Origin of the sequence: Sphingobium sp., from assembly GCF_035511395.1 — a bacterium.
GTDB lineage: Bacteria > Pseudomonadota > Alphaproteobacteria > Sphingomonadales > Sphingomonadaceae > Sphingobium.
In genome coordinates, this window is sequence record NZ_DATKFP010000339.1 from 1 (window position 1) to 18,506 (window position 18,506).

General features: G+C 64.7%; 18 protein-coding genes. 10 read left to right on the forward strand and 8 right to left on the reverse strand.

All coding sequences use genetic code 11. From position 1 onward, the window contains the following. The 4 genes from VMR39_RS23275 to hflK form a co-directional block, all read right to left on the reverse strand. Positions 1-1,332 (reverse strand): helicase HerA-like domain-containing protein (locus tag VMR39_RS23275; protein WP_325419647.1); only part of this gene is annotated, 1,332 nt, incomplete at its 3' end. 149 nt (positions 1,333-1,481) lie between these two features. After that, the gene (locus VMR39_RS23280) at positions 1,482-2,984 is read right to left on the reverse strand and encodes a Do family serine endopeptidase (RefSeq protein WP_325419649.1); all 1,503 of its coding nucleotides are present in this window, start codon (positions 2,982-2,984) and stop codon (positions 1,482-1,484) included. Between the two features lie 137 nt (positions 2,985-3,121). Beyond that, the gene (locus VMR39_RS23285) at positions 3,122-3,967 is read right to left on the reverse strand and encodes a protease modulator HflC (protein ID WP_325419652.1); all 846 of its coding nucleotides are present in this window, start codon (positions 3,965-3,967) and stop codon (positions 3,122-3,124) included. Beyond that, positions 3,967-5,106, reverse strand: coding sequence for an FtsH protease activity modulator HflK (gene hflK, locus VMR39_RS23290; protein ID WP_325419654.1), 1,140 nt, complete (start codon positions 5,104-5,106; stop codon positions 3,967-3,969). Before hflK ends, VMR39_RS23285 begins: the two co-directional genes overlap by 1 nt. 74 nt (positions 5,107-5,180) lie before the next feature. On the opposite strand from hflK, the gene VMR39_RS23295 reads away from it, so the two are divergent. Then, the gene (locus VMR39_RS23295) at positions 5,181-6,146 is read left to right on the forward strand and encodes an Mrp/NBP35 family ATP-binding protein (RefSeq protein WP_325419683.1); all 966 of its coding nucleotides are present in this window, start codon (positions 5,181-5,183) and stop codon (positions 6,144-6,146) included. A 162-nt stretch (positions 6,147-6,308) separates the two neighbouring features. Here VMR39_RS23295 and sppA read toward each other — a convergent pair whose 3' ends face one another. Then, a complete protein-coding gene (sppA, locus tag VMR39_RS23300) occupies positions 6,309-8,192 on the reverse strand; it encodes a signal peptide peptidase SppA (RefSeq protein ID WP_325419656.1) in 1,884 nt (627 codons plus the stop codon). Positions 8,193-8,337: 145 nt separating this feature from the next. Here sppA and gpmA point away from each other — a divergent pair, with 145 nt between their 5' ends. From gpmA to VMR39_RS23340, 8 genes are all read left to right on the forward strand, one after another. Next, a complete protein-coding gene (gpmA, locus tag VMR39_RS23305; protein WP_325419658.1) occupies positions 8,338-9,024 on the forward strand; it encodes a 2,3-diphosphoglycerate-dependent phosphoglycerate mutase in 687 nt (228 codons plus the stop codon). Between the two features lie 108 nt (positions 9,025-9,132). After that, positions 9,133-9,621, forward strand: a complete 489-nt coding sequence (gene purE, locus VMR39_RS23310) for a 5-(carboxyamino)imidazole ribonucleotide mutase (protein ID WP_325419660.1) — start codon at positions 9,133-9,135, stop codon at positions 9,619-9,621. Between the two features lie 11 nt (positions 9,622-9,632). Beyond that, positions 9,633-10,703: a 5-(carboxyamino)imidazole ribonucleotide synthase gene (locus VMR39_RS23315; protein ID WP_325419662.1), complete on the forward strand. Its 1,071-nt coding sequence runs from the start codon at positions 9,633-9,635 to the stop codon at positions 10,701-10,703. Next, positions 10,700-11,182: a dihydrofolate reductase gene (locus VMR39_RS23320; protein WP_325419664.1), complete on the forward strand. Its 483-nt coding sequence runs from the start codon at positions 10,700-10,702 to the stop codon at positions 11,180-11,182. The genes VMR39_RS23315 and VMR39_RS23320 overlap by 4 nt, the downstream gene beginning before the upstream one ends. 222 nt (positions 11,183-11,404) lie before the next feature. Then, positions 11,405-12,331: a bifunctional riboflavin kinase/FAD synthetase gene (locus VMR39_RS23325; RefSeq protein WP_325419666.1), complete on the forward strand. Its 927-nt coding sequence runs from the start codon at positions 11,405-11,407 to the stop codon at positions 12,329-12,331. Between the two features lie 120 nt (positions 12,332-12,451). Further along, positions 12,452-15,340 carry an isoleucine--tRNA ligase gene (ileS, locus tag VMR39_RS23330; protein ID WP_325419668.1) on the forward strand — a complete coding sequence of 963 codons (2,889 nt, stop codon included), beginning with the start codon at positions 12,452-12,454 and terminating at the stop codon, positions 15,338-15,340. Continuing rightward, positions 15,337-15,846 (forward strand): signal peptidase II, encoded by a 510-nt coding sequence (gene lspA, locus VMR39_RS23335; RefSeq protein ID WP_325419670.1) that lies wholly within the window; start codon positions 15,337-15,339, stop codon positions 15,844-15,846. The genes ileS and lspA overlap by 4 nt, the downstream gene beginning before the upstream one ends. Further along, positions 15,843-16,265: a DUF3035 domain-containing protein gene (locus tag VMR39_RS23340; protein ID WP_325419672.1), complete on the forward strand. Its 423-nt coding sequence runs from the start codon at positions 15,843-15,845 to the stop codon at positions 16,263-16,265. Before lspA ends, VMR39_RS23340 begins: the two co-directional genes overlap by 4 nt. 17 nt (positions 16,266-16,282) lie before the next feature. Here the strand turns inward: VMR39_RS23340 and VMR39_RS23345 are convergent, their stop codons facing one another. After that, on the reverse strand, positions 16,283-16,585 hold the full coding sequence (locus VMR39_RS23345; RefSeq protein ID WP_414712583.1) for an ArsR/SmtB family transcription factor: 303 nt from the start codon (positions 16,583-16,585) through the stop codon (positions 16,283-16,285). A gap of 10 nt (positions 16,586-16,595) precedes the next feature. After that, positions 16,596-17,045, reverse strand: coding sequence for an SRPBCC family protein (locus tag VMR39_RS23350; protein ID WP_325419676.1), 450 nt, complete (start codon positions 17,043-17,045; stop codon positions 16,596-16,598). A gap of 80 nt (positions 17,046-17,125) precedes the next feature. On the opposite strand from VMR39_RS23350, the gene VMR39_RS23355 reads away from it, so the two are divergent. Beyond that, positions 17,126-17,674, forward strand: coding sequence for an AAA family ATPase (locus VMR39_RS23355; protein ID WP_325419678.1), 549 nt, complete (start codon positions 17,126-17,128; stop codon positions 17,672-17,674). Here VMR39_RS23355 and VMR39_RS23360 read toward each other — a convergent pair. Beyond that, a partial coding sequence (locus tag VMR39_RS23360; protein WP_325419681.1) for a DUF4403 family protein occupies positions 17,656-18,506 on the reverse strand: 851 nt, incomplete at its 5' end. The genes VMR39_RS23355 and VMR39_RS23360 overlap by 19 nt on opposite strands.

Here is an 18,506-nt window from a genome sequence, read left to right on the forward strand (position 1 = left end):
GGCAGCGGCGGCCTGACCGCGCGCGGCCAGGATTTCCTCGGCCGACTCCCGGTTGACCGCCGTGTCATATTTGTCGGCGCACGGCGAGATCGACTGGATGATCGCGCGCTCCTTGGCATCGACCGGTCCCAGCCACGAGCGGGGTGGGGCGACCAATGTGCGCTGGACGATGCCGGGCGACCCGTCCTCCTGAAGCAGCGATACCAGCGCCTCGCCGACCTTGAGTTCGGTGATCGCCGTTTCGACATTCAACTCAGGATTGATGCGGAAGGTATCAGCCGCCGCCTTGATCGCCTTCTGGTCGCGCGGGGTGAAGGCGCGCAACGCGTGCTGCACCCGGTTGCCCAGCTGGCCCGCGACATCCTCCGGAATATCGATCGGGTTCTGCGTCACGAAATAGACACCCACGCCCTTGGAGCGGATCAGCCGCACCACCTGCTCGATCTTGTCGGTCAGCGCCTTGGGCGCGTCGTCGAACAGCAGGTGCGCCTCATCGAAGAAGAAGACCAGCACCGGCTTGTCCGGGTCGCCCACTTCGGGCAGCGTTTCGAACAATTCGGACAGCAGCCACAACAGGAAGGTCGCGTAGAGCTTGGGGCTCTGCATCAGCTTGTCGGCCGCCAGCACATTCACATAGCCGCGGCCCTGCTCATCGACCTTCAGCATGTCGTGAATGTCGAGCGCCGGTTCGCCGAAGAAATGGTCGCCGCCCTGGCTTTCCAGCTGGAGCAGCTGGCGCTGGATCGCGCCGACGCTTGCCTTGGTCACATTGCCGTATTTGGCGGACAGCATGTCGGCATTCTCCGCGCAATAGGCCAGCATCGCCTGGAGATCGCCGAGGTCGAGCAGCAACAGCCCTTCCTCATCGGCATATTTGAAGGCGATCGACAGCACGCCTTCCTGCGTTTCATTAAGGCCCATCAGCCGTGCCAGCAGCAACGGTCCCATCTCGCTGACGGTGGTGCGGATCGGATGGCCCTGTTCGCCGTAAAGATCCCAGAAGATCGCCGGGTTATCGGCATAACTGTAATCGGTGATGCCGATTTCCGCTGCGCGCGACACCAGCTTGTCGGCATTCTTGGCGGTCGGGGAGCCGGCCATGGAAATGCCGGCAAGGTCACCTTTCACATCGGCCAGGAACACCGGTACGCCGCGCGCGGAGAAACTTTCGGCGATGCCCTGCAACGTCACCGTCTTGCCGGTGCCGGTCGCGCCCGCGATCAGGCCGTGGCGGTTGGCGCGGCGCAGGTTCAGTGTCTGGGGGATGCCCTTGGCTCCGTCCGGGCCATCCTTGTCCGGTGCGCCAAGGCCGATGAAGATGCCGTCGCTCATGCTGCAACTCCAAAAAATAAAACCCGTTCGCCCTGAGCCTGTAGAAGGGACGTCCCTTCCCGAAGAAAAGGCCTCCGACAGGCTCAGCCCGAACGGGTCTGATATGGCGCCCACACTCTACAGAGCGTGGGCGGTTCGGCAAGCGCCGCTTATTTGTCGCGCAGGCGCACCGGCAGGAAGATGGCCGGCTGACCGCGACGCAGCACCTGAAGCAGGATCGCGTTGCGACCCTGTCCAGCCACGGCCTTCACCTGCGCGTCCAGTTCCGCCTGGCTCGTGACCGGACGGTTATTGGCGCTGATGATGACGTCGCCGCGGCGCAGGCCCTTGGCGCCCGCGTCGGTCGATCCGTCGACCGCGGTGATGACGATGCCGCGCGTGTCGGCGGAAATGCCGAGCTGGCGAATGATGCCGGGCGTCAGCGGGATCGCCGAAACGCCAAGCGCCTGGTCGGTCGCCTTGCCCGGATTTTGCGGCTGCTGGCTGAAGTCCTCGTCACCCTGCGGCTGGGCGAAGCTGTTCAGTTCGTCTTCCGACGGGCGTTCGCCCACGACGGCGTTCACCGTCATGCGCTGGCCATTGCGGATCAGAGTGATCGGCACGCGCGACCCGATCGGCTGGTTGGCGACGATCGAGGACAGATTCTGGTCGGCGGTCACTTCCTGTCCGGCGACGCTGATGATCACGTCGCCCGCCTTGATCCCGGCCTTGTCCGCGCCCTTTCCAGGTTCGACGCCCTGGATGAACTCGCCACTATTCTTGGCGAGGCCGAGCGAGTCGGCCATGTCTTCGCCCAGCGGGCTGATCTGCACGCCGAGATAACCGCGCTTGATGCTCTGACCCTTGCGCAGCGTTTCCACGATCGGTCCCGCCTGTTCCGAAGGAATGGCGAAACCGATGCCGACATTGCCGCCGGACGGCGACAGGATCTGGCTGTTGATGCCGATCACGTTGCCGCGCATGTCGAACATCGGGCCGCCGCTATTGCCCTGGTTGATCGACGCGTCGGTCTGGATGAACTTGTCATAGGTGCCGCCGGTGCCACGATGCACGGCAGAGATGATGCCGGCGGTCACGGTGCCCGACAGAGCGAAGGGGTTGCCGATCGCGACCACCCAGTCGCCCACGCGCGCCTTTGTGCTGTCGCCGAACTTGACGAAGGGCAGCGCCTTCTTCGGTTCGATCTTCAACACCGCTATGTCGGTCGCAGCGTCGCGGCCCACCAGCTTGGCGGTATATTCTTCCTTGTTGGTCAGGGTGACGGTGATCTGCTCGACCGACGCGCCTTCGGCACCGGCCGACACCACATGGTTGTTGGTGACGATATAGCCATCGGCCGAGATGATGAAGCCCGAACCCAGCGACTGGGCCTGACGGGTCTGCGGCTGGCCGCCGCCCTGGCCGAACAGTTCGCCGAAGGGCGTGCCGGCAAAAGGATTCTGCACCTGCACGCGTTGCTTGGTCGAGATGTTCACGACGGCGGGCTGGAGTTTTTCAACCATGTCGGCCAGGCTTGCGGGAGCGCCTGCCGGAGCCGCTGCCGTCAATCCTTCATTCTGCGCGACCTGCGCGCCGACATTGGAGCTGGTGGTGACGGCAATTGCGGTGCCGCCGAGCAGCAGGGCGCCGGTGATGGCATAAGCGTAACGCACTCGTGACGGTCCTCTTCAGATCTTCAGGGAATGGAAGGCGGGACTTTCTGGGGAAGCCCTGACATGCGCCGCCTTGCCTTAACCCTCATTGAATGACGCTGGTTCCGTAATGATCCGCAGAGGATCATTACGAAAGTTTAACGTCCTCCCTGGAACTGACGCAGGAACTGGTTGTCCGGCGACAGGATGATGTTGGTCTGCCCGGTCCGATCGGGCGAGAAAGTGTAGCGATAGCTCTGCATGGCGCGGTAGAAATCGTAGAAATTCGGATCCTTGCCATAGCTTTCGGCATAGATGCGCGCGGCGTTTGCGTCCGCTTCGGCGCGGATGATCTGCGCCTGCTTGGCGCCCTGCGCGCGGATGGTCAGCGCTTCCTGCTCGCGCGCGGTGCGCATGCGGGTGAAGGCGCTTTCCAGCGGCGTGCCGTCGGGCAGGTCGGCGCGCTTGATCCGCACGTCGACGATCTGCGCGCCATATTGGCGGGCGACGCGGTTGAGACCTGCCTCGATATTGTCCATCACCTGGCCGCGCTCAGGACTGAGCAGTGCGGCGAAGGGGCGCTTGCCCAGCTCGTTGCGCAGCGCGGAACCCAAGATCGGACGCAGCGCATCGGACACGCGTTCCTCGCTGCCCGCCGCGATATACATGCGCAGCGGGTCGACGATGCGATAGCGGGCGAAGGCATCGACCTGAAGTCGCAGCTGGTCGGTCGACAGCACCTGCTGCCGCTCCATCTCGACCGACAGGACGCGCTTGTCGATCCACACGACCTGGTCGAGGAACGGCATGCGCAGAATGACGCCCGCGCCGGTATTGCCGAAGCTTTCATTGGCGCGATAGCGGTTCACGATCGCCTTGGGTTCACCGAAGCGGACGATCACGCCCTGCTTGGTTTCCGGCACGATCGCGACGGTGCTGCCCAGGATGATGAGCGCGAGCAACGCGATCATGGCAAGGGCGACGGGATGACGCATGATGGACATTACTGGCCCTCCGTCGCGGTGGTGCTGTTCGCACCCTGGGCCGGGGCCGCCTGCGCGCGCCGCTTCAATTCAGGCAAGGGAAGATAGGGCGTCACATTCGTGCCTTCGACGATAGTCTTGTCGACGTTCGACAGTACACCCTCCATGGTTTCATAATACATGCGCCGGCGGGTCACGTCGGGCGCCAGCTTATACTGCTCATAGACCTTGTCGAAGGCCGCGGCCTCACCCTGCGCCTTGGCCGTCACCTGCTGCGCGGCGGCGCGGGCTTCGTTGAGGTAGGTCTGGGCGGTCTGCTGCGCGGCCGACACGGCCTTGAACGCGTCGTTGACGGCGGTCGGCGGATCGGCCTGCTTGATCGCGACGCCCTGAATGCGGATGCCCGACTTGTAGCCGTCCAGTATCTCCTGCATCCGCTGCTCGACCTGCTGTTCGATCGTGGTCCGGCCGGCACCCAGCGCATCGTCCAGGCTGACGCTGGCGAGGACCGAGCGCATCGCGCTTTCGGCCACTTCGCGCACGGTCGAATCCGGGTCCGACAGCTGGAACAGATAGAGTTCCGGATTGCGGATGTTCCAACGCACCGAATAGGCGAGGTCGATGATATTCTGGTCGCCGGTCAATACCAGATTTTCGCTTTCCGCGCTCACCGACCCGATGTCGATCGTGCGGATTTCCTCGACATCGACCGTCGTCACCGCCTCGAACGGGGCTGGCAGGGTCAGGCTGATGCCGGGCGATAGCGTGCGGCTATATTTGCCGAGCAGGGTGACGACGCCGCGTTCCTGCGGGCCAACCCGGTGGAAGCTGGTCAGCACCAGCCATAGCACGACCAATATGCCGATAGCGATCGGCCACAGCGCCTTGCCGGACGCGCGCGGGGGCAGGCCGCCAAAGCCGCCGCCCTGGCCGCCGCCGCCTTCGCCGAACCGTTCGCGGCCGCGACGCAGCAGTTCCTCGATCGCCGACGGTCCCTTGGGATTGCCGCCCGACGGCTTACCCGGCTGGGTCCACGGATTGCGGGGGCCGCTGTCGCCGCCGCCCTTCTGTCCGTCCCCGTCCGGTCCGTCATTCTTGCCGCCCCAGGGGCCTTGAACCATCGCTGCGATCGCGGGCATCCACCCGAACATTCTTTTCATGTTGTCTTCTATAGGAAGGCTTTTTCATGAAAAACAGTGCCAATGGCCGCGAATATTTCCTACAGGGCGTCGTCATGACCGATCTAGCCGATTTTGCCGCCCGTTTGACTGCCCTTACCGATGGTCGCGCCAGCACCCCGCGCGTGAAGGACGGAGTGATGACCCTCGCGCTCGACGTGGGCGGCCTTGCCCCGGACAAGCGCGACGGCCTGGCCGCCGCGATCCGCGAGGGCGGGCTGACAGTGCCGGGCGTGACGGACGTGCGGATCGCCATGACGGCGGAGCGCAAGGCACTGCGCATCCTCGCCGTCGCCTCGGGCAAGGGGGGCGTTGGCAAATCGACGCTGTCGGCCAATCTCGCCGTCGCGCTCCATCGGCTGGGGATCCGGGTCGGACTGGTCGATGCCGATATCTATGGTCCCTCGCAGGCCAAGCTGATGGGCAGCGAGGATCAGAAGCCCGTCGCACGCGACAAGAAGCTGGTGCCCGTCAGCGGCGTCGCCGACATTCCGATGCTGTCGATGGCGCATCTGGTCGAACCGGGCAAGGCGCTCGCCTGGCGCGGACCGATGGTCGGCAATGCGCTGACGCAGTTGATCGACGCGGAATGGGGCGACACCGAATTGCTGGTGGTCGACATGCCGCCGGGCACTGGCGACATCCAGCTGACCATGGTCCAGAAGCACAAGCCCGCCGGTGCGGTAATCGTCTCCACGCCGCAGGATCTGGCCCTGATCGACGCGACCCGCGCGGTCAGCCTGTTTGCGCAGGCGGGCGTGCCGATGGTGGGGCTGGTCGAGAATATGGCTGGTTATGCCTGCCCCCATTGCGGCGAACTGTCCGATCCCTTCGGGCAGGGTGGTGCGGAAAGTACGGCTGGCGAATTGTCGATGCCATTCCTTGGTCGCATCCCGCTCGCGATAGACATCCGCCGCCGCTCGGACGCGGGCGATCCTCCAGCCGCGGGCGAGGACGCCCATGCCGACGCCTTCCGCGCGATAGCGGAAAAAGTGGCGGCCTGGTTGAAGGCCGCGGACTGACGGTCGGTCATTTTCAGGGTAGCGAATGGTTGGGGCGGGCGGCTCTTCGACAATCGCGGCATCCGGGGTTTGATCCGGGATCGACAAGCCTCAACCCTTCACTAGTGAAGCCCGGCATGACGTCGAATTAATGGCTGCTTCTGGCCATCGGCCGCCACTACCTCACCGCCACAACCCCACCAGCATAGCCAGTACGCCGTGCTCCTCTGCCGCGTTCCGCTGCTTTGGCGCGCCATAGCCCCTGCATTCCAGGCAATCCGCACGGACGCCCGCACCCATGACCAGCGACTTCACGTCCGACACCGCCTGCATCGCCCAGCCGCGCTGCATCCACGCCTGACGGGCCAGCATGTCGCGCGGTGCGCTGCTGTCATCCTGTTCGCGGTCGGCGAGCGACTGTATGAACTCGGCGAACTTGTCGGGCTGTTTCTCGATATAATAGGGCCTGGCCTTGGCGGGATCGAGCTTTGCCCGGCGTGCGGCTTCGGCGATGGCATCCTCCAGCCCGCCGAAACGGTCGACTAGCCCGATCTGGCGCGCGGTGCCACCGTCCCAGACGCGGCCCTGCGCGATGGCGTCGATGTCCTGCGGCGACTTGCGACGGGATTGCGCGACGAGGCCGACGAAGCGGCGATAGATATCCTCGACGCCCAGTTGCATGATCTGGTCGAATTCCGACGTGGTGCCGCCGGTGACGTCGGGCTGGCCGGACAGCGGCGTGGTACGCACGCCGTCGGTGGTGATGCCCATCTTCGCCAGCGTGCCTTCGAAGCTGGGGATGATGCCGAAAACGCCGATGGAGCCGGTGATGGTGTCCGGCTCGGCAAAGATGACGTCGCCCGGTGTCGATACCCAATAGCCGCCGCTTGCCGCGACATTGGCCATGGACACGACCACCGGCATGCCGGCCGCCTTCGCCTGCATGATCGCCCCACGAATCTTTTCCGACGCCATGACGGAGCCGCCCGGAGAGTCGACGCGCACGACCAGCGCCTTGAGCTTCTTTTCATTGAGCGCGGTCAGCAGCAGGTCGGAAATGGTGTCGCCCGCCGCCGTGCCGGGGCCGGCTTCGCCATCGACAATGTCGCCCGCCACGGTCAGCACGCCGATCTGCCCGTCATTGGCGGGCTTGCGCGCCTTTACATAGGTGTTGAGGTCGATCGAGGCGAAAGCGCCGGCCTTGTCGCTGGTGGCTTCACCCGCAATGTCCGCCACCCGGTCCCCGAAGGCGGCTTCGTCGCCCAGCTTGTCGACAAGACCCGCAGCGAGCGCCGCCTTGGCAATGTCGCCGCCGGTCGCCTGCGCGGCCGCCAGCGGATTGGCGGCATAGGTGGCGATCTTCGCCTTGGGCCGCGCCTTGGCCACATCGTCCTGCCAATTTTGCCACAGGGCGCCGGCCAGCGCCTGATTGGCCTGTTTTGCCTCTGGTGACTGGTCGGTACGGATGAAGGGTTCGACGAAGCTCTTGTAGGTACCGACGCGATAGACGTGCGTGTTGACCCCCAGTTTGTCGATCAGTCCCTTGTAATAGAGGTTCGAACCGCCCCGGCCGAGGATCGCGACGCCGCCCAGCGGATCGCTCCACACTTCGCTGGCATGGGCGGCCAGTTGATAGCTGTCGTCGCTGTAGAGCGTGGCATAGGCCAGCACAGGCTTCTTGGCCGCGCGCACGCCATCCAGCGCCTTGCCTACGCGCGCCATCGCGACCTGACCGCCGCCGATGAAGCCGTCGAGGTTCAGCACCACAGCCTTGACCTTGCTGTCGGTCCTTGCGGCGTCGAGCGCTGCGACGATGTCGGACAGGCGATATTCCTTCGCCTCCGGCCCGGAGCCGCTCAGCAGTGCCATCGGGCTGACTACGGTCGGCTGCTCCACGATGCTGCCGTCAAGGTCGAGCAGCAGCGCGCCCGACGATACGGATTTGCCCGGCTTGGGCGAGAAGGAGAGGGCGGCATAAAGCGCGCCGAAGAAGAGCAGCAGGAAGAGGAGGACGAGGCCGTCCTTGATCGCGACCAATATGCGCCAGGCGCCCTTCACAAATGCCAAGTTGCAACTTCCTTTCCGTTCGTCCGCCAAGGGCTATCGCATCGGCGGATCGACTGCAATGTGGGCCTCAGCCGAGCGTCCACAAGGCTTGCGCCCGCGATTTTGCCCGTTATGGGATGCGCATCATTTGCAGGAGACGCGCCCCATGCCCACTCTCGTCCTTATCCGCCATGGCCAGTCGACGTGGAACCTTGAAAACCGCTTCACCGGATGGTGGGACGTCGACGTGACCGAAAAGGGTGTGGGTGAAGCGCGGGCGGCCGGGCGGCTGATGGCGGAAAAGGGGCTGGACTTCGACCAGTGCTACACCTCGCTCCAAAGCCGGGCGATCAAGACGTTGAACCTGGCGCTGGAGGAAATGGGGCGGCTCTGGCTGCCGGTCGAGAAGGACTGGCGCCTCAATGAGCGCCATTATGGCGGCCTCACCGGCCTCAACAAGGCGGAGACGGCGGCCAAGCATGGCGACGATCAGGTCAAGATCTGGCGCCGCAGCTTCGACATTCCGCCGCCGGTGCTGGAAGCGGGTAGCGAGTTCGACCTGTCGGCCGACCGCCGCTATGCCGGCATCGCCATCCCGTCGACCGAATCCCTCAAGGACACGATCGCCCGCGTGCTGCCCTATTGGGAATCGACCATCGCGCCCGATCTGAAGGCCGGCAAGCGCGTGCTGATCTCCGCCCACGGCAATTCGCTGCGCGCGTTGGTGAAGCATCTGTCGAACATTCCCGACGACGAGATCACCGAACTGGAAATCCCGACCGGCCAGCCGATCGTATACGAACTGGCGGACGATCTGAGTGCGATCGACCGCTATTATCTGTCGGAGCGGTAAAAGCCCCGCTTTTCGCCCGAATCCACATTGCCCCCTGGCGGCCCGGCCGCTAAGGGGCTTTGCTTTCCGGGCGGCAGCAGGACGCCGCGCGATCAGGGGAAGCATGCTATGAGCGGGGCAGTGGAAGTCGGCATCATCATGGGGTCGCGGTCCGATTGGGAGACCATGCGCCATGCCGCCGAAACGCTGGAAGCGCTGGGCGTCGTCCATGAATGCAAGGTCGTGTCGGCCCACCGCACCCCGCAGCGCCTCTATGACTATGCCACCGGCGCAGCGGCGCGCGGCCTCAAGGTCATCATCGCCGGCGCAGGCGGCGCGGCGCATCTGCCGGGCATGGCGGCGTCGATGACGCGGCTGCCGGTGCTGGGCGTGCCGGTCGAATCCAAGGCGCTGAAGGGCATGGATTCGCTGCTCTCCATCGTCCAGATGCCCGGCGGCATCCCCGTCGGCACGCTGGCGATCGGTAAGCCCGGCGCGATCAACGCGGGGCTGATGGCCGCAGCGATCCTCGCCACCAACGATTCCGAACTGGCACAGCGGCTCGATGCCTGGCGCGCGCGCCAGACCGACGCCGTCGCCGAAACCGTCGAAGACTGAGCAGAATAAACATGACGACCATCGCGCCCGGCTCCACCATCGGCATAATCGGCGGCGGCCAGCTCGGCCGGATGATCGCCATGGCGGCGGCGCAGCTGGGCTATCGCACCTGCATCTACGCGCCGGAGGAGAGCGGTCCTGCCGCTGACGTTTCGCCCTGCTGGACGCGCGGCGCCTATGAGGACGCCGATGCGCTCGCCGCCTTTGCCGATCGCGTCGACGTCGTCACCTATGAGTTTGAGAATATCGATCCCGCCGCGGTCGAGGTGCTGGGCAGCCATGGCCTCGTCCGTCCTGGCGCACAGGCGCTGCGCGTGGCGCAGGATCGGCTTGCGGAAAAGCGCTTCGTCGTCGATCTGGGCGGGCTAACCGCGCCCTTCGCGCCGGTAGAGAGCCTCGACGACCTCGAAAGCGCGATCGAACAGGTCGGCAGCCGCGCGATCCTCAAGACCAACCGCATGGGCTATGACGGCAAGGGGCAGGCGCGCCTGTCCGAGCCGGGCGATGCCGTGGGCGCCTGGAACGCCATCGGCCGCCAGAGCGCGATCCTCGAAGGTTTCGTCACCTTCGCCGAAGAATTTTCGGTGATCCTGGTGCGCGGCGCAGATGGCGAAGTGCGCTTCTGGGATTCTCCCGCCAATGTCCATGTGAACGGCATCCTTGCGACCTCCACCGCACCCGCCGGGCCGCTGATCGAGGGGCAGATGGAGCAGGCCCGCGGCATGGCGCACAGGATTGCCGACGCGCTCGGCTATGTCGGCGTGCTGACCTGCGAATTTTTCGCCAGCGCCGACGGTCCGGTCTTCAACGAAATGGCGCCGCGCGTTCACAATAGCGGCCACTGGACCATCGAGGGCGCGGTGACGAGCCAGTTCGAAAATCATGTCCGCGCGATCTGCGGCCTGCCGCTTGGCGACACCGGCCTTGCCGCGCCGCGTGTCGAGATGCGCAACCTGATCGGTGACGACGCCAATGACTGGCAGGCGATCCTGTCCGATCCGGCGAACCATCTGCACCTCTACGGCAAGCATGAAGCGCGCCCCGGCCGCAAAATGGGGCATGTGACGCGGCTCAGCCTGTGAGCGAGATCGTCCTCGTCCTCGCCCGCGCCGACAATGGCGTGATCGGCAAGGATGGCGACCTGCCCTGGCGGTTGCCGGCCGACCTCAAACATTTCAAGGCGATCACCGCCGGCCATCCGATGGTCATGGGGCGCAAGACCTTCGACAGCCTGCCCGGCCTGCTGCCGGGCCGCCGCCATATCGTGCTGACCCGCGACCGGGACTGGACCGGGGAAGGGGCCGAGGTCGCCCATGACGTCGAAAGCGCGATCGCGCTGGCCGATGCGCTGACCGTCATGGTGATCGGCGGCGCGGAAATCCATCGCCTGTTCCTGGACCGCGCCGACCGGATCGAACTGACCGAAGTGCATCTGGACGCGGAGGGGGATGCGGCCATCCCCTATCCCGATCCGGCGGACTGGCGGGAAGTCGCGCGCGCGGATCATCCCGCGCTGGACGGCAGGCCGGCCTATAGTTTCGTCACCTTTGTCCGCATCTAGTGGGCCGATTCTGACATTTGCGTCCCCGGCTGGCGGGATACAAATGTCAAAATCAATCCACTAGTCATTCGTCAACCCGGCGGATGCCGGGGTCCAGGGCGTCGATATGCCGCGCCTGTGGCTCTGGATTCCGGCGTTCGCCGGAATGACGGATTACATCCGGGTGGGCGTGGCAAGCATCCCCAATTGCCACGCCAAGCCCGCGCCCCTATAGCCCGCGCGATGGAAAGGCTCCTCAGCAGCGCCCCGATCCCCGCTCATTTGCGTGGGAGCGTCATGGCGCTCGGCAATTTCGATGGGTTTCATGCAGGCCATCAGGCGGTGGTCGGCCGTGCGATCGAGCGCGCCCGCGCCGAAGGTCGCCCTGCGATCGTCGCCACATTCGATCCCCATCCGATGCGGCTGTTCCAGCCGGACACACCCAGCTTCCGCCTGACCACGCTCGACCAGCGGGAGGCGCTGTTCGCCCGCGCCGGGGCAGACGCCATGCTGGTGTTCGACTTCACCCATGCGCTCGCTGCGCTCGATCCGGCCGCCTATGTCCACCTCCTCACCGAGGCGCTTGGCGTCGCCGCCGTCGTCACCGGTGAGGATTTCACCTTCGGCAAAGGGCGCAGCGGCACGATCGCCTGCTTCGGCGAACTCGGCCTGCCTGCCGAGGCGGTCGCCCCGGTTACGGACGGGGAGGGCGTCATTTCCTCCAGCCGCATCCGCGAAGCCCTGCGCGCGGGCGATTGCGCCACAGCCACGCGCCTGCTGACCCGGCCCTTCGCGATCGAGGGGATCGTCCAGCATGGCGACAAGCTCGGCCGTACCATCGGCTTTCCCACGGCCAATATCGACCTTGGCCCTTATCTGCGCCCGGCCTATGGCATCTATGCCGTGCGCGGACTGCTGCCCGACGGCCGGGTTCTGGACGGCGCGGCGAATCTCGGCATCCGTCCCAGCTTCGACCCGCCCAAGGAACTGCTGGAACCGCATTTCTTCGATTTCGCCGAAAGCCTCTATGACCAGTGCATCGAGGTGCAACTGATCCATTATCTGCGGCCCGAAGCGAAATATGACGGTCTCGACCCGCTGATCGCGCAGATCGCGCAGGACTGTGCCGATGCGCGGCAAATCCTTGCGGGAACGCCCCACGTCGCTTAAGGCACCGGGCACATTTTTCTCACCCGTTCGCTTCGAGCGAAGTCGAGAAGCAGATAGCGCATTGCTTGCGTTTCTCGACTGCGCTCGAAACGAACGGATGTTTGCAGATACCGGACACCCATGACCGACGCACCTGACTATAAGAGCACCGTCTTCCTTCCCGTCACCGACTTCCCGATGAAGGCCGGCCTTGCGCAGAAGGAACCGGCCATCGCGGCGAAGTGGGAGGCGATGGACCTCTATGGCAAGCTGCGCGAAAAGCGCGCCGGGCGCGAACGCTTCATCCTGCATGACGGCCCGCCCTACGCCAATGGCGACATCCATATGGGCCATGCGATGAACAAGGTGCTGAAGGACATCATCGTCCGCAGCCAGTCGCTGCTCGGCAAGGATGCGCCTTATGTGCCCGGCTGGGACTGCCACGGCCTCCCGATCGAATGGAAGATCGAGGAGGAATATCGCAAGAAGAAGCTGAACAAGGACGAGGTTCCCGCGTCCGAATTCCGCGCCCAGTGCCGCGCCTATGCCGACAAGTGGGTGGGCGTGCAGAAGGATCAGTTCAAGCGTCTGGGCGTGATGGGCGACTGGTCCGATCCCTATCTGACCATGAAGTTCGATGCCGAGGCGACGATCGTCGGTGAACTGCTGAAGTTCGCGGAAAGCGGCCAGCTCTATCGCGGCGCCAAGCCCGTCATGTGGTCCCCGGTCGAAAAGACCGCGCTGGCCGAGGCGGAAGTGGAATATGAGGACATCACCTCGACCCAGATCGACGTGGCGTTCGAGATCATGGAAGCGCCGAACGCGCCGGACCTCATCGGTGCCCATGCGGTGATCTGGACGACGACGCCCTGGACGATCCCGGTGAACCAGGCTTTGGCTTATGGGCCGGAGGTTGAGTATTTGGTTGGTCAGGCTTATTCTGGCGAAGCAAAGTTTATTAATCCCGGCGATGATATGCCGATGATCAAGGAAGAGCGGCTTGTCGTTGTCGCAGCCGATTTGGTCGAGGAGTTTGAGCGTCGGACTGGTTGGAGTGTCGCGGAGCGCGGACGTTTCAAAGGCTCCGACCTCGCCGGAGCCGTCGCCCGTCACCCGATGCACGCGCTGGGCGGCTTTTTTGCCAAGCCCCGCCCGTTCCTCGCGGGCGATTTCGTCACTACCGATGCGGGCACCGGCCTCGTCCACATGGCGCCGGACCATGGCGAGGACGACTTTGCGCTGTGCAAGGCGAACGGCCTGAACCCCGTCTTCGCGGTCGAGGGCGATGGCAAATATCGCGCCGACTGGCTCTGGCTGGGCGGGCAGGGGTCGGTCATCAATCCCAAATTCGTCAGCAAGGACGGCCCGATCTGCACCGACTTGGCGCAGGCGGGCGGGCTGCTCGCCGCTTCGGACGACTTCAGGCACAGCTATCCGCACAGCTGGCGGTCCAAGGCGAAGATCATCTTCCGCTGCACCCCGCAATGGTTCATTCCGATGGATCAGCCCCAGCAGGGCGCTGTGGTCGATGTCGAGGGCGGCGTGATGCCGACCCCGGTCGTCACCGGCAACGGGCCGACGCTGCGCGAAGTCGCGCTCGACGCGATCGAGCAGACCCGCTGGGTGCCTGAGCGGTCGACCAACCGCATCCGCTCCATGGTGGAAGGTCGCCCCGACTGGGTCATCAGCCGCCAGCGCGCCTGGGGCGTGCCGATCGCGCTCTATGTCCATCGCAAGAGCGGCGACTATCTGGTTGATCCGGCTGTCAATGCACGCATCATCGAGGCGTTCAAGGGTGCGGGCGCGGACGCGTGGTTCGGCGCAGATCATCAGGCGCTGCTCGGCCCCGATTACGACCTTGCCGACTATGAGGTCGTGAACGACATTCTCGACGTCTGGTTCGATTCCGGCTCGACCCACAGCTTCGTGGTCGAGGGGCGCTATGGCGAAGGCGTGCGCGCCGACCTCTATATCGAGGGATCGGATCAGCATCGCGGCTGGTTCCAGTCCTCGCTGCTCGAAAGCTGCGGCACCCGCGGTCAGGCGCCCTACAAGGCGGTGCTGACCCATGGCTTCGCGCTCGACGGCACTGGCAAGAAAATGTCCAAGTCGCTGGGCAATGTCGTCGACCCGCTCAAGATCATGAGCGAGAGCGGCGCGGACATCCTGCGCGTCTGGGTCGCCAGCACCGACTATTTCGATGACGTTCGCATCGGCAAGGAAGTGCTCGCCGGTTCGTCCGACGCCTACCGCAAATTGCGCAACACTTTCCGCTACATGCTGGGCGCTCTTTCCGACTATGATGAAGAGACGGAAGCGGTGTCCTACGCCGAAATGCCGGAGCTGGAGCGCTATATGCTCCATCGTCTGGCCCAACTCGACGCCGAACTGCGTGCCGTGGTGGACAAGGCGGCGAAGAGCGAGAACTGGCTGGAATTCAGCCGCTACACCCGCGCCATCTTCGATTTTGCGAACAGCGACCTGTCGGCCTTCTTCTTCGACATCCGCAAGGATTGCCTTTATTGCGATGCGAAGTCGGACCCCAAACGCCGCGCCTATCGCACGCTGCTCGACACGCTGTTTCACGCGCTGGTCCGTTATGTCGCGCCGATCATCCCCTTCACTGCTGAGGAAGTATGGCAGAGCCGCTTCCCAAGTGACGAGGATAGCGTCCATTTCCTCGAATGGCCGGAGGTCGATCAGCACTGGATCAACCAGCACCTGAACGACAAGTGGGGCGAACTGCGCTACCAGCGCGAGCAGGTGAACGAAGCGATCGAGCCGTTCCGCCGTGAAAAAGTGATCCGCTCCAGCCTGGAGGCCGACGTCACCATGGGCGAATTGCTGCCCAGCGACGGTGTGAACTTCGCCGAAATCGCCATCGTCGCCCGGATTGAGATGGGCGTGGGCGACGGGATCATCGTCAAGCCCAGCGACTGGCACAAATGCGGCCGCTGCTGGCGCCTTTTGCCCGAAGTGGAGGAAGACGGCACGCTCTGCAACCGCTGCGACGAGGTGCTGACGGCATGAGCATCAATCACCGCCCGCTTGGGCTGGGCGTCGCGGGCGTAACACTCATACTCGACCAGCTGGTCAAATATACCGTCACCTATCCGCTCGCACTCAAGAGCCGGGCGGATGTGGGGATCGATATCCTGCCCATCTTCCGCTTGCGCTGGCTGGAAAATCGCGGCGTATCCATGGGCTTCTTCCACGCGGACACCAATGTCATGCGCTGGGCGCTGGTCGGCATGACCATCCTGATCGCGGGCTTTGTGGGCGTTTGGATGTGGCGCGAGCGCGCGCGGCAGGATGTCGCGGCGCTGGGCCTCGTTCTGGGTGGCGCGATCGGCAATATCGTCGACCGTGTCCGCCTGGGCTATGTCGTTGATTATGCGGATTTGCATTTCGGCGAATGGCGGCCCTTCCTTATTTTCAACCTGGCTGACGCGGCCATCAACATCGGCGTGCTGATCCTGCTTGCACGGGCGCTGCTGCTGCGCGACAAGAGCGCAAAGACGGAGACTTTGAAGTGAAGCGTAACCTGATCCTCGCCGCTGGCCTTGTCGTTACCCTGTCGGCGTGCGGCGGCGGCGGCAACAGCCTGCTCAATCGCGGCCGTCCCGATGAATTCGCCGTCTCGCGCCAGGCACCGCTGGTGATCCCGCCCGACTTCGCGCTGGTTCCGCCCGCACCGGGCACGCCCGCCGCGGCCGCAGTCGATTCGCGCAGCGAAGCGATGCAGGCGATGTTCGGTGGCCCGTCGGCCCGTAGCGCAAGTGAAACCTCGACCCTGAACGCCGCCGGTCGTGGCAATGCCGCCGCCGGCATCCGCTCCTCCGCAGGCGATCCGGCAACCGAAGTGGTCGACAAGGGCGCCACCACCCGCGACATCATCGCCGCGCCCGAAGGCGACGGCCAGGACGCGCGCGCATCGGTGCCGCAGCCGCAATAAGGATAGGGAAGGGGGGCCTATGCGCCCCCTTCTTCCACAAAGGCCTTGAGCCGGGATAGCGTAGCGTCCCATTGGGCGTCGACCTCGTCCAGCCAGGCCCGCGCCGCCTCTATGGCTTCACGCCGCAGCGCATAATGGACCTCGCGCCCGTTCTTGCGGCGATGGACCAGTCCCGCGCCATGCAGCACGTCCAGATGCTTGGCCACCGCCTGCCGGCTCATCGGCAACCCGTCGCCCAGTTGCACGATCGACCGCTCGCTCCCGTCCGACAGGCAGCTCACCAGCCCCAGCCGCGTCGAATCCCCCAGCGCTGCGAACAAAGACGCCGGTTCAGCCCTCGGCATAGCGCTTGATATTCTGCATTTGCTCTGTCCAGCCGCCGTCATTCGACCGCAGCACGTTGGAGCGGCGCGGTTCGGGCACCTTGTCGAAGCCGCTTTCGGTCACGGTCAGCGTCGTGCCAGTGGCGCTCGGTTCCAGCACGAACTCGACCAGCATCCATTCCGGCACGCCATTTTTGATCGCATCCTCGTCGCCGCCTGTGGCGGGCCACTCGAAGGCGAAACGGGTCATCGGTTCGATCGCGACCGTGCGCGATTCCCATGGGAAATGTTCATAGCCAGGATAGGTCATACGGCCCGTGTTGGTCTGCCCCACCGCAAAGGGCTGGTCGATCGCGACCAGAAACCAGGCGCCGAATTTCTCATGATCGATCAGCGCATCCCAAACCCTCTCTACGGGCGCGGCGATCTCGACGGTCTTGATGATGGAGTCGGTCATAAGAGTACCTCCTGATGCGGCGATCATAACGCAAAGGCAAATAAATGCAACCATATGGTTGCTTATTGAAGAGAGAGTCGATGACGCCATCCTTCCATATCCTCACCGGCGGACCTGGATCGGGTAAGACCAGTCTGGCGGAAGCGCTGGCGTCAAGGGGATTGACCGTCATGCAGGAGGCCGGCCGCGCCATCATCCGCAGCCAGATGGCGATCGGCGGCAATGCCCTGCCGTGGGCCGATCGCGCGGCCTTCGCCGAAGCCATGCTGCACTGGGAATTGCGATCCTATGAGGAGGCACAAAGGGCGCAGGGGCCGGTTCTGTTCGACCGGGGCATGCCCGACCTGATCGGCTATCTGACCCTGTGCGGTCTGCCGATCCCGGCCCATATGCGGCGCGCCTGCGACCTCCGCCGCTATCACCCGACCATTTTCCTCGCGCCGCATTGGCCGGACATCTACCGCAGGGACGCCGAACGCCGCCAATCGGGGGAAGAGGCCGAGGCGACCTGCGCCGTGATGCGCCATTGCTATCAGGAACTGGGCTATAGGGTGGTCGAACTGCCGCTCGTACCCGTGGCAGAGAGAGCGCTGTTCGTTCTGGCGAATATTCAGCGACGGCCCGGCTGATAGCGGATGCGCGCCGTCCCCTGGGCCTCGACCGGCAGGTGCAGGCCCGCACCATAAGCGTGGATTTCGCCCGTCTCGATCCGGTCGATGCGGCTCTGGATGAACAGGTCGCCCAAATGTTTTTCGGCCATGGCGCGGCGGATCTTGCCTATAAGCTCGTTCAGATCGTCGGTGAAATTCTGCGTCAGCGAACTGGCAATCAGTTGGGAAAAGGCCGGACTGTTGCCGAGCGCCACCAGCATGTCGCCCGCGACGCCGTCGGTCGCCCCGGTAACGTTGAGGTCGGTGAAGCGGACTTCGGCGCTGCCCGGCGCATTGATCGGGCGCGCGACGAGCCAGATGCGGCCGTGCGTCTCGCCGACCTTGCCGGAGGCAGGGCGCACCGTCAACGTCACCCCCACCGCGATCCGTCCTTGGTTCGTGCCATAGGCCTCGACCTTGTCGAAGCGGGCAGTGACGGGGCCGACGGCGGGCAGGGTAAAGGGCTGGGCCGCGCGTTTGGTGAGGGCGCGCAGGATCACCGGTTCGAGCTGCGCATAGTCGGCGGTCACCGGGATTGCCATGGCGAAACGGCCATAGATCCGTGCGCGAGCGGGCGGCGGCAGTGGAACCGGCTTTGGATCGTCCGGGCGCGGCCCAACAAAACTCTCCGTGATCGCCTCCAGCCCGAGATCGATCCGCAGCTTGTCGCCGCGCAGCGTATAGCCGCCATAGAGCAGCTTTTGCGGCGTGACCCGCATCCAGACGGCGGGGTTGCGCGCGTTGAGTTCAAGCGTGGCGAAGCCTTGGCGCCAGAGTTGCTCTACTTTGGGTCGCAAGCGTATCTGCGCCA